Source organism: Gallibacterium anatis DSM 16844 = F 149, from assembly GCF_000379785.1.
GTDB lineage: Bacteria > Pseudomonadota > Gammaproteobacteria > Enterobacterales > Pasteurellaceae > Gallibacterium > Gallibacterium anatis.
Map to the genome: position 1 here is coordinate 17,376 of NZ_KB903687.1, position 12,067 is coordinate 29,442.

Annotated in this window: 12 protein-coding genes; 4 read left to right on the forward strand and 8 right to left on the reverse strand. The window is 39.2% G+C overall.

Annotation, left to right across the window (positions count from 1 at the left end; genetic code table 11):
• Positions 1–41 precede the first annotated feature (41 nt).
• The gene (gene xylF / locus A3EO_RS0104675) at positions 42–1,040 is read right to left on the reverse strand and encodes a D-xylose ABC transporter substrate-binding protein (RefSeq protein WP_018346226.1); all 999 of its coding nucleotides are present in this window, start codon (positions 1,038–1,040) and stop codon (positions 42–44) included.
• Between the two features lie 282 nt (positions 1,041–1,322).
• On the opposite strand from xylF, the gene xylA reads away from it, so the two are divergent.
• Positions 1,323–2,642, forward strand: coding sequence for a xylose isomerase (gene xylA / locus A3EO_RS0104680; protein ID WP_013745385.1), 1,320 nt, complete (start codon positions 1,323–1,325; stop codon positions 2,640–2,642).
• 73 nt (positions 2,643–2,715) lie between these two features.
• Positions 2,716–4,161, forward strand: coding sequence for a xylulokinase (gene xylB, locus A3EO_RS0104685; RefSeq protein ID WP_018346227.1), 1,446 nt, complete (start codon positions 2,716–2,718; stop codon positions 4,159–4,161).
• 67 nt (positions 4,162–4,228) lie between these two features.
• On the opposite strand, the gene A3EO_RS0104690 is transcribed toward xylB, so the two are convergent.
• From A3EO_RS0104690 to A3EO_RS0104715, 6 genes are all read right to left on the reverse strand, one after another.
• Entirely contained in the window at positions 4,229–4,933 is a 705-nt protein-coding gene (locus tag A3EO_RS0104690; RefSeq protein WP_013745383.1) for a LutC/YkgG family protein, read from the reverse strand.
• 9 nt (positions 4,934–4,942) lie between these two features.
• Entirely contained in the window at positions 4,943–6,355 is a 1,413-nt protein-coding gene (locus A3EO_RS0104695) for a LutB/LldF family L-lactate oxidation iron-sulfur protein (RefSeq protein WP_018346228.1), read from the reverse strand.
• A gap of 9 nt (positions 6,356–6,364) precedes the next feature.
• Positions 6,365–7,084 carry a (Fe-S)-binding protein gene (locus A3EO_RS0104700; protein WP_018346229.1) on the reverse strand — a complete coding sequence of 240 codons (720 nt, stop codon included), beginning with the start codon at positions 7,082–7,084 and terminating at the stop codon, positions 6,365–6,367.
• 74 nt (positions 7,085–7,158) lie between these two features.
• Positions 7,159–8,739: a lactate permease LctP family transporter gene (locus A3EO_RS0104705; RefSeq protein ID WP_018346230.1), complete on the reverse strand. Its 1,581-nt coding sequence runs from the start codon at positions 8,737–8,739 to the stop codon at positions 7,159–7,161.
• Between the two features lie 281 nt (positions 8,740–9,020).
• Positions 9,021–9,602, reverse strand: a complete 582-nt coding sequence (locus tag A3EO_RS0104710) for an aminotransferase class IV family protein (RefSeq protein ID WP_018346231.1) — start codon at positions 9,600–9,602, stop codon at positions 9,021–9,023.
• On the reverse strand, positions 9,602–10,597 hold the full coding sequence (locus A3EO_RS0104715; RefSeq protein WP_018346232.1) for an aminodeoxychorismate synthase component I: 996 nt from the start codon (positions 10,595–10,597) through the stop codon (positions 9,602–9,604). Before A3EO_RS0104715 ends, A3EO_RS0104710 begins: the two co-directional genes overlap by 1 nt.
• Positions 10,598–10,655: 58 nt before the next feature.
• Here A3EO_RS0104715 and A3EO_RS0104720 point away from each other — a divergent pair, with 58 nt between their 5' ends.
• Positions 10,656–11,228: an anthranilate synthase component II gene (locus A3EO_RS0104720; protein WP_013745377.1), complete on the forward strand. Its 573-nt coding sequence runs from the start codon at positions 10,656–10,658 to the stop codon at positions 11,226–11,228.
• A gap of 115 nt (positions 11,229–11,343) precedes the next feature.
• Positions 11,344–11,826, forward strand: a complete 483-nt coding sequence (locus A3EO_RS0104725) for a Dps family protein (protein WP_172459773.1) — start codon at positions 11,344–11,346, stop codon at positions 11,824–11,826.
• A 142-nt stretch (positions 11,827–11,968) separates the two neighbouring features.
• On the opposite strand, the gene A3EO_RS13100 is transcribed toward A3EO_RS0104725, so the two are convergent.
• Positions 11,969–12,067 (reverse strand): IS3 family transposase (locus A3EO_RS13100; RefSeq protein WP_154647140.1); only part of this gene is annotated, 99 nt, incomplete at its 5' end.

Sequence of the window (12,067 nt, forward strand, 5' to 3'; positions counted from 1 at the left end):
ACCTTAAAATAAAATGAGGGAGAGAACTCCCTCAAAAATAATTATTTATAAACACTTTCTTTAGTGTGGAAGCCATCTTTAATAACAGTTTCATCAATATTATCTTTGGTGACGACAATAGGTGTTAATAAATAGGAAGGTACGTCTTTAAGACCATTATTTAATACGGCATTGTTTTCAACTTTTTCATCTTTACCTAATTTCACGGCAATTTCAGCAGCTGTATTTGCCAATTTACTAATTGGTTTATAAACGGTCATAGTTTGTGTGCCAGCAACAATACGTTTAATCCCGGCGAGGTCAGCATCTTGTCCGGAAATCACCACTTTTCCGGCTAAACCTTGTGCTTGTAACGCTTGTACGGCACCGCCGGCAGTCGCGTCATTGGAAGCAACAACAGCATCAATTTTGTTATTGTTAGCGGTTAAAGCATTTTCCATAATTTGTAATGCTTTTTCAGGTAACCAAGAATCCACCCATTGATCACCGACGATTTTAATATCACCTTTATCTACTAGAGGCTGAATGACTTTCATTTGTCCTTTACGGAACAGTTTGGCATTATTATCAACCGGCGAACCACCCATTAAAAAATAATTTCCGGTAGGTTTTAATTTCACCAAACTGGCGGCTTGTAATTCACCTACTTTTTCATTATCAAATGAAACATAAAAATCAATATTGGCATTATTTATTAAACGGTCATAAGCAAGCACTTTAATTCCTGAACGTGAGGCTTCTTCAATAACGTTACTTAATACATCACCGTTATGTGGAATAATGACTAATACATCAACATTTCTATTAATCATATTTTCGATTTGCGAAATTTGAACGGCATCGTCACCGTTTGCAGATTGTACAAATACTTTTGCACCTAATTCTTCGGCTTTTTTACTAAATATTGAGCTGTCTTTTTGCCAACGTTCTAAACGTAAATCATCAATGGACATTCCAATCGTTAAATCTTTAGCATTTGATATTCCACTCATACAACCCAAAATAAGTGCGACGGATAATAAAGTTTTTTTCAATTTCATATGATTCACCTCATAATTTAAAAGGATTAGGAATACAACGGCTATTACTATTGCCAATTTCAACAGGCAGAACAATTTATAAATTTTGTTTTGCAATTACGTTTTTTCGTTTCTGTGATACCTCTCACAATATTGAAAATTTGTGAGGTAAAACAAGAATGTGAGCTTTATCACAAAAAACAATTATCTAAATGGCAAAAAGAAATAACGTAATTGAAGGTGATATTTTTCGGTTTTACTCTTTGCTCATCAATTTAATTAACCCAGCAAGGAGAATAGAAAATGACAACTTATTTCGATCAAATTGACCAAGTAAAATATGAAGGCGCACAATCAACTAATCCGTTTGCTTATCGTTTTTATGATGCGAATCGTGTTGTTTTGGGTAAAACAATGGCGGAACATCTTCGTTTAGCGGTTTGTTATTGGCATACTTTCTGTTGGAACGGTACTGATATGTTTGGTACTGCTTCATTGGATCGTCCGTGGCAAAAAAATCCGACAGAATTGGAAGCGGCGAAAGAAAAAGCAAATATTGCATTTGAATTTATCAAAAAATTAGGTGTGCCTTATTACTGTTTCCACGATGTGGATATTGCGCCGGAAGGCAATTCATTTAAAGAATATGTGTATAATTTTTCTACAATCGTTGATTTGTTGGCTCAAAAACAGGAAGAAACCGGTATTAAATTGCTTTGGGGGACAGCAAACTGTTTTACTAATAAACGTTATATGGCGGGTGCTGCCAGCAATCCTAATCCGGAAGTGTTTGCTTGTGCGGCAACACAAGTTTTCAATGCGATGAAAGCGACACAGAAATTAGGCGGTGAAAATTATGTGTTATGGGGTGGACGTGAAGGCTATGAAACACTTCTTAATACAGATTTGAAACGTGAACGTGAACAATTAGGGCGTTTTATGCAACTTGTGGTGGAAAATAAACATAAACTCGGTTTCAAAGGAACATTATTAATTGAACCTAAACCGCAAGAGCCGACTAAACATCAATATGATTATGATGTGGCGACAGTTTATGGTTTCCTAAAACAATTCGGTTTGGAAAATGAAATTAAAGTAAACATTGAAGCAAATCACGCAACATTAGCCGGACATACTTTCCAACACGAAGTGGCGACTGCAGCTGCATTAGGCATTTTAGGCTCGATTGATGCGAATCGTGGCGATGCACAATTAGGCTGGGATACCGATCAATTCCCGAACAGTGTTGAAGAAAATGCCTTAGTGATTTATGAAATTTTGAAGGCGGGCGGATTAGGTAGCGGCGGTTTTAACTTTGATGCGAAGATTCGTCGCCAAAGTATTGATCGTTATGATTTAATGCACGCTCATATTGGCGGAATTGATGTGTTGGCACGTGCACTATTGATTGCAGCGGATATGATTGAAAATGATCGTTTACAAGCCTTAAAAGACGAACGTTATGCCGGCTGGAATACTCAATTCGGTCAGGACATTCTTCAAGGCAAACTTTCTTTAGCAGATCTTGCTGAACACGTAGTGAACAATGAAATCGCACCAAAACCGGTTTCAGGTCGTCAAGAAATGTTGGAAAATATTGTAAATTCATATATTTATAAATAAGTCGGGAATTAAGGGTACTTGTCGTGTACCCTTAATTTTTTAGTTAAATAAAAATGATATTGGGAGAACAATTATGTATCTCGGCATTGATTTAGGGACATCCGGTATCAAAACAGTTTTGTTGAATGAACAGCAACAAATGATTGCGACCACTTCCGCATCATTAACTGTAACCCGCCGTCAGCCGCTGTGGTCGGAGCAAGATCCGGAAGATTGGTGGCAGGCGTTGCAACAATGTTTAACACAATTATCGCAACAACAGGATCTTTCTGCTGTTAAGGCGATCGGCTTGACCGGACAAATGCACGGTGCGGTAATGTTGGATCAGCATAATCAGGTATTATATCCGGCGATTTTATGGAATGATGGGCGTAGTTTTGCAGAATGTCAGGAATTGGAACAAGCCGTACCGAATTCTCGTCAAATTACTGGAAATTTGATGATGCCAGGATTTACTGCACCTAAATTAAAATGGATTGAAAAACACGAGCCGGAAGTTTTCAATAAAATTGCTAAGGTATTGTTACCAAAAGATTATTTACGCTTTTTACTGACCGGCGAATATGTGAGTGATATGTCCGATGCGGCAGGCACAATGTGGTTGGATGTTGGGGCGCGTAAATGGAGTGAGGCTTTATTATCGGCGTGTCATCTTAGCGAACAACAGATGCCTAAATTGCAAGAAGGTAATGAAATTAGTGCTTATCTGTTGCCTGAATTGGCACAACAGTGGAATATGCAATCGGTGCCGGTTGTTGCTGGTGGCGGAGATAATGCCGCCGGAGCGATAGGCGTAGGTTTACATAAACCGGGACAGGCAATGTTGTCGCTAGGTACATCCGGTGTCTATTTTGTTGTTACCGACAGCTTTTTAAGTAATCCGGCGAAAGCAGTACATAGCTTTTGTCACGCTTTACCGAATCGTTGGCATTTAATGTCAGTGCTGTTAAGTGCCGCTTCCTGTATTGATTGGGCGAACAAAGCATTAGGTATCAATGATATTGCTGAATTTTTCGCTTTGGCGGAACGGGCGGAAAGCAGTAAACAGGTTTTATTTTTACCCTATCTTTCCGGAGAGAGAACACCACATAATGATCCTTATGCCAGCGGTGTTTTTTGGGGATTACATCACGATACCACACAAGCGGAAATGGCAAGAGCAGTGGTGGAAGGCGTGAGTTTTGCTTTAATGGAGGGAATTGAGGTTTTACACGAAAGCGGCATTAAAGCAGACAATATTATGTTGATTGGTGGCGGCGCGAAAAGCCATTTCTGGCGACAACTGCTTGCCGATATTAGTGGAATGACCTTTGAGTATCGTGTTGGTGGCGATGTCGGCCCGGCACTTGGTGCAGCTAAATTAGCACAAATGGCATTGCATCCGGAGCAAGATATTGCCACATTTTGTCCACCCCTTGAATTAGAAGCACGTTATCTACCGGATCGGCAAAAATTCCAGCAATATCGCAGCAAATATGAGAAATTTAAGCAGTTATATCAACGACTAAAATATTTGTAGTACCACTTTTGAAAGGATAAATAAAATAGGGCAGATTCATCGATCTGCCCTATCTTTTCAGATAACTCTAGTTTTCTACATCATCAATCAATAAATAAACCACTTTTATCGGACCGTGAACGCCAACTACTTTCACTAATTCAATGTCGGCAGTGGCACTCGGACCGGAGATAATATTAATGCAAGATGGCATACGTTCTCCTTGTTCCGCTTTTTGATGCAACACTTTTGCCACTTGAGCAATGCGAGGTTGAATCGTGGAGCGTTTTAATACCACTACAGAAATTGGTGGTAACAGACTTACGGAACGACCGTTATTCGGCGAGGAATAAAGCACGATACCGCCAGACTCAATTAAACCGTATTCGGCAAAAACAATACCGATATTGGCACTTTTACTGAATTCAAGATTTTCTTCACTGGCTTCAGTCCAAATATGCGTGTGGTATTGCTGTTGCACGGCTTGAGTGATTTGATATTGTTGCAAGCGTTCATCACGATTCAGCACAATATTACCACCATTATATTTTTCACAAATTTTGATAATGTCGTTTTTAGCATTTTCTGCAGTAGATAAAACCACATCCACCAACATATCTTTTGCGGTATTGATAAACGCTTGATAACGTTCTTGTTCCGAAAGCTCAGTAAAGCGAGTTTCAGGATAATCATTGACTTTAGGATAAGTCCCAACCACTTCGGTGCGAAGCGGACGCCCTAACTGCTTTGCCAGTTGTGACAAAAATTGTGAACGATTTTGTTGATCTAACATAGGGACTCCTTATCCATTATTTCTATTTTTGAACCAGCTACGGAAACTTTCACCGTCAGCATCCGGTAAGTCGCGGGTATTTGTCCACTCGCTAATAACACCAATATTCAAAGGTGCTTTGCCATTCTTAACGGTTGCTTTCATTACTTTAGCACCAATATTCATACCGACTTTCCATAATGCGGGGTGGCTATTGGCAAAGGTAAAGGCTTTCACCGAAATTTTTTCTGCTGTCGGGTTTAAGCCCTGTTCTGCGATATGAGTACGATGTTTTAATAACAAATTTGCTAAAGGAATTTTTACCGGGCAAACCTGATTACAAGCGGTACAAAGCGAGCAGGCATAAGGTAAGTCGTGGAATTCTTGATAATTGCCGAGAAGCGGCGACAGCACGGAACCGATTGGACCCGGATAAACTGAACCATAACTGTGACCACCAATTTGGCGATAAACCGGGCAAGTGTTTAAACAAGCACCGCAACGGATACAGCGTAAAACATCATTAAATTCTGAACCTAATGCTTTTGAACGTCCATTATCTAAAATAACCAGATGAAATTGCTCAGGACCATCTGTTTCACCGGCAAGGCGCGGGCCGGTAAGCCAAGTGTTGTAACTGGTAAGTTTGGCGCCAACGGCACTGCGAGCCAGCATTGTAATTAGAATTTCCGCCTCTTGGAAAGTTGGCGCAATACGTTCCATTCCCATTACGGCAACGTGGATTTTAGGCACGGTGGTAACCATTCTTAAATTGCCTTCATTGGTGACTAAACAGAGGCTGCCGGTTTCCGGAATAGCGAAGTTACAACCGCTAATGCCCATATCTGCACTTAAGAAATCTTGACGGATTTTTTCACGAATAAAAAGGGTCATATCTTCAGGTGTAGCATCGCCTTGATAACCCAATTTTTCTTTGAGAATATCTCGGATTTGATAGCGATCACGATGAATAGCAGGCACGACAATGTGAGAAGGTTTATCGCCGGCTAATTGCAAAATATATTCGCCCAGATCGCTTTCAATCACTTTAATGCCATCCGCTTCTAAAACGTGATTTAAACCAATCTCTTCCGTTACCATTGATTTCGATTTCACCACTTTTTTCACATTGTTTTGCAAGGCAAGCTGTTGAATATAGTGATTGGCTTCTTCCGCTGTTTGTGCAAAAAAGACGTGTCCGCCGTTGGCAGTCACTTTTTCAGATAATTGATAAAGATAGGCATCTAAATTTTCTAGAACGTGATTTCTAATCTCTTTTGCCTGTTCACGCCACTCTTCCCAATGCCCGAGATCATCGACCATTTTTTGTCGATTGGCACCGATACGCTCCTGCGCCATCACAACCGCTTGACGCATAATTTCATTGCCTAATTCTTCCTGAACGTGTTTTTTAAAGGCTAAATCTGTTGTCTGAATAGTCATCTTTTTCTCCTATTTGGACATTAATACTTCAGCGATATGCAGTACTTTGATTGCGCTGCCTTCACGTTTTAAACGACCGCCAATATTGATTAAACAGCTGACATCGGCACCGATTAGATAATCCGGTTCCACTTCTTGAATATGTTTTGCTTTTTCTTTAACCATTTCGCCGGAAATTTGCGACATTTTTACCGAGAATGTGCCGCCGAAGCCGCAGCAAGTGGTCTGATTTTTAATAGGAAGAAGTTCCAAGCCTTCAACATTTTCTAATAATTTTAACGGCTCTTCTTTGATATTGAGTTTACGGAATAGGCTACAAGACGGATGATAAACCGCTTTGCCCGGCAATTTAGCCCCAACATTGGTGATGCCAAGTTGATTGACAATAAAATCGGTTAAGTCATAAAAACGGGCAGCCACTTTTTTCGCACGTTCTGCCCATTTTGGTTCATCTTTAAGATATTCAGGATAATTTTTGATGGAAGCAACGCAAGATCCGGCAGGGGCGACAATAGGAAAATCATTCACTTCAAAGGTTTCAATCAGATTTTTCATTCCTGGAATGGCATCTTTAACAAAACCGCCATTAGTTGCAGGTTGCCCGCAACATCCCTGTTTTTCTAAAAAGATAATTTCACAACCGAGTTTTTCTAATAATAAGACACTTTGTTTGGCTACATTTGCTTTTACGGCATCGCCAATACAAGTTACATAAAAATTAACTTTCATAAGCACTCCAATTTAATGAAAGGCTCAACCGACAAAATGCCGGTTGAGATTAAAAATAGCAGTTAAGGTATCGGTTAACTGAGCAGCAATATGGCAACAAGTGCTGCAATAATGCCGTACACTATCATTGGCACGACGGTTTTCTTAATAATTGCGCCCTCTTTATTGGTAATATTCAATACAGAACATACAGCAACAATATTATTGATACAAACCATATTACCCATTGCACCACCAACGGATTGCAACGCAAGCACAAGTGTTGCTGATAATCCGGTCAATTCCGCTGTGGATAGCTGAACACTACCGAACGTGAGGTTGGATACAGTATTTGAGCCAGAGAAGAATGCACCGACCGCACCTAAATAGGAAGCGAATAGCGTCCAATATTCACCGGTTGCTGCGGCGAAACTTTTACCGATAATTTTTACCATTGAATTATCGCCGCCGACCAACATTAGATTAACCATAATTAATGCGCCGACCAATGCCAAGAATGGGTTACGAGTCTGTTTGAAACTGCCGGCAAAAATATCTTTGGTGTTAGAAGTTGAAAGCGCAAATAGTGGAATAGAAATTAACACCGTTACCACAAATGGGATCAATGCCGGAACATATAACAATTTATAACTGGCTGAAACGGCTGTGCCAAAGATATTTTTTAAGCTGAAAATCAAGCCGTGGCTGACTTCAAACAGACCAAGTGAACCGAGTTGAACGCCGAACCAAGTGGTGGTGTCGTTCATCATTGCTTTGAATGGTAATTGTTGTAAACGTGTAACGATAAGAATTGCGATAAGAAGACCGGTAGGTAATAGCGCTTTAATCACTTGATTATTGCTGACGGCTTTATCATCCAATGTGTTTTCAACTTTTGCCAAGCCGATACCTTTATTGGCAACTAAAATCGAAATTAACAAACCGATTGCACCACCAACTAAGGCTGGGAATTCGTAGTTAACTTGTGCTAATAGAAAATAAGGAATAACACAGGCAAAAATGCTGATGTAGATAAACAAAATATTTTGACGAATTTCTTTCCAGTCGACGATTAAACGTAATGCCATTAATGGAATAACTAAGGCGGCAATAGAGTGGATAATCGCAGTCATTGAACCGATTTCTAAGATTTGTGTATCAGTTAAATTTAATGGACCGAATCCGAACCACGTTGGCGTTCCCACCGCACCGAAAGAAACCGGAACGGAGTTCATTACAAGGGTGAGCATTGCAACTTTTAACGGCGCAAAACCTAATCCGGCAAGAATTGGTGCTGCAATAGCTGCCGGGGTACCGAAGCCACTGGCACCTTCAATCATAAAAGCGAAAGCCCAGCCGATAATCATAATTTGCGCCACCGGATTTGGATTAATATTCGCCAACCATTTACGTAATGTATTGGTGACGCCGGAAACTTCAGAAAAACGATTGAATAAAATAGCACCGAAAATAACGGTGATAGGGGTTTGAACCGCAATCAGTGCCGAGGCAATGTTTGCACTGACTGTGGCAATATCCGTTCCGAAGAAGATGAACTGGATAATAAGAACGACAACTGCTATCCAAGGAAGAGCAACATAAGAAGGTAAGGCATTACGTTTTACCATCAAATAAATCAAAAGAATAATAGGAAAAATGCTCAAAAATAATTGCATAAAATAACCTCGCTAAATAAGTGGGGATTTTCGTTGTTATACTAATGTTAATAATGTTATTTGCAATTAATTTCTTTTAAAAAAGTGTGATCAAGATCTTAGTTTTGAAAAATAGCATTTAAATGTATTAAAACTAACTTTTATTAAATACTTAATAGCATAAAAAATAATCATCTTTTTAGATTTTATGATATTTTTTGTTTAAAAAATAATCTTAATTTCTATGAAAAATATAACAAATAGAAATTAGGTTAATTAATATAGTTTTTATTATTAATTATTTATATAGAATTTAGTGCATTAATCAATTGAATTTCTTCGAATAAAGGCAGATCAGAAAGAAGAATCTTGCGTTCAATGATTTTGCGTTCTTTCAATAATTTGCTACGTTGGGTGCCGATTAATAAGGGGCTGTCGGGGGTGAACCATTGTGAGCCTTGGCGTAGTATGAGATTGCCGATGGTGCAGTCGGTGATTTTGCCTTGTTTTACGATAATGATTTCATCGCAATCGCCTTTTTGTTTTAACAATTCGTTGAAAATGGCGCGGTTGCTGTATTTCAGGTGGTAGTCAATGTCATTACAAATCACAGGCTGGAAGCGTTGGTAGTTTTTACGTTGATAGGGGAAACATTGCAGGTGATATTGCGTGGCGTTGTAATCAATTCGGCAGCGGATAATTGTGCTTTGAAGATTTGCCCAAAGTGCGGTGTTTTTTTGCAGAATTTTTGCGATGGAAAAAATGTCATAAGGTTGCCCTGCATAAAATTCACGCAGGCTGTTTTCATAACGCTGTTGGTGTAGGGCAAGATTTTGCACTTGCCCATTTTCAATGCACAGGGTTTCAAACAGGGGAAAATCCATTATTTTGTTCCTTGATGAAATTTAAGTGGGACATAAATTTTCTCTAACAATTCTTGATATTCTTGCGCTGCTTGGCTTTGAATGGTGATGCCGCCGCCACTGTGGAAAGCATAGTTTCCGTTTTGCTGAGAAATAAAGCGAATTGCCACCGCACTTTCTAAGCTTTCACCGTTAAAAATACCAAACACGCCAGTGTAATAGCCCCGTGGTGCTAATTCCGCTTGTTGAATGACGGCAACGGTTTTTTCTTTTGGCGCACCGCTGATTGAGCCTGCGGGTAAAAGCTGGCTGAGCATTGTGCCGATGTTGGCTTGCCAGTTTTCCTTAAGATCGGCACAAATTTCAGAACTTGTCTGCCAGATCGCACCACGTTCGGTGAAAATCTTTTCTAAATAACGAAAACGCTTCACTTGTACATTTTGCCCTACGATAGCCAGATCATTACGCATTAAATCCACAATAGTGTAATGTTCCCGTTGCTCTTTTTCACAATTGAGTAATTGATTTTCTGCATCAGGCAAGTTGGCGTTAATCGTGCCTTTCATTGGATAAGTGAAAATTTGGTTATGCGCAATTTTCACGAAAGGCTCAGGGGAAAAGCAGACAAACTCGTTTTTAAACAAGAGCTTATATTTCGCTTGTGTGGCAGAAAAAAGTGTCTTGAGATCGTAATTGATCGCAATCGGCGTGGCATAAGTCAGATTAAGTAAAAAGGAATTTCCTTGCTGTAACGCCTGCTGCACAATCTCAAAACCTTGCTGATAAGTGGCGAAATCAATGGGAAATTTTTCTAGCTTAAAGGGTTTTTCTGGGGCTGCTTTTTGTACCGTTGAAAGATTATTTTGGCTGACAAATTCAAACCAAATGCCTTGCTCTGCGCATTGTGTAAGGGGGCAAATGATGGGCTTTTGCTGTTCAAAATCAATCAAAAAGAAAAAAGGCGTACGTTGCGCACCTAAACGGTTGGCTTGTTGTACAAAGTGATTAAATGGCATAAGGGCGATGAATCAAGTAAGATAACAAACATTTTGGTCATTGTAGTGAATCCCTGAGATGAACACAAATTTATTAATTATCAATAATCACGATTCTTTTACCTATAATTTGGTGGATTTAATTCGTCAATTTGATGTGCCGTTTTCTGTGGTGAATGTGGAACAGCTAAATCTTGATGAAGTGGATAATTTCAGCCATATTTTGATTTCTCCCGGCCCTGATGTGCCGAGTGCTTATCCACAACTGTTTGCGATGTTGGAACGCTATCAGCATCGCAAATCAATTTTGGGTGTTTGCCTTGGGCATCAAACCCTGTGCCAGTTTTTTGGCGCGACTTTGTATAATTTGCCGCAGGTGCGACACGGGCAGGCGAAACAAATCAGAATAACAAAACCTAATTCTTTGTTATTTAGCGATTTGCCGGATAAATTTAAAATAGGACTTTATCATTCGTGGGCAATTTCTGCAGAGAATTTCCCTTCAGAATTAGAAATTACCGCAATTGATGATGAGGGCGTTATTATGGCAGTTCAGCATCGAAATTTATCAATTTACGGTGTTCAATTTCATCCAGAATCTTATATTTCGGAATATGGTAAGGTAGTAATTTTAAATTGGTTGAAAGTTTAAAACTATTGAAATGTTAATTATGCATAGTTTTAAACTATCAAATCTATCATTTATATCCATTTTATCTGTAAGGAATTAATCTCTATTATGTTCCCAACAAAACAGAGGAGAACATATTATGGCAACAAATATCGGTTTAAACAAAGCCACTTCAGAAAAATTAGCACAAGAACTCAATAACTTACTTGCGACTTATCAAGTATTTTATATGAACGTGCGCGGTTATCACTGGAACATTAAAGGAGTGAACTTCTTTGAATTACACGCAAAATTTGAAGAAATCTATGATGATTTAGTAGTGAAAGTGGATGAAATCGCAGAGCGTATTTTGACTTTAGGCTACACCCCAAGCAATGCATTCAGTGAGTATTTAACTAAGTCTTTAATTGAAGAACATACAGGCGTAAGTGCTGCGCAAGACTGTTTGAGTGGCACGTTAAGCGGTTTCAAAACCTTGTTAAAACAACAACGTGAAATCTTAGCCTTAGCCGCTGATGCAGATGATGAAGGCACCGCTTCACAAATGAGCGATTACATCAAAGAGCAAGAAAAATTAGTGTGGATGTTTACTGCCGCTTGTGAAAGCTGCAACAGCTAATTTTCCCAATAAAAAACCACCACTTCATCAAAGAGCAAGAAAAATTAGTGTGGATGTTTACTGCCGCTTGTGAAAGCTGCAACAGCTAATTTTCCCAATAAAAAACCACCACTTTTTGATCTGACCCCTAAAAGTTAGACTGTTATTTTAAGGACTGAATTCTGTATTGAACAGGGCTCAGTCCATTTAATTTTAATTGTATTCTTTCCTCATTGTAATAACGAACATATTCTTTGATAAC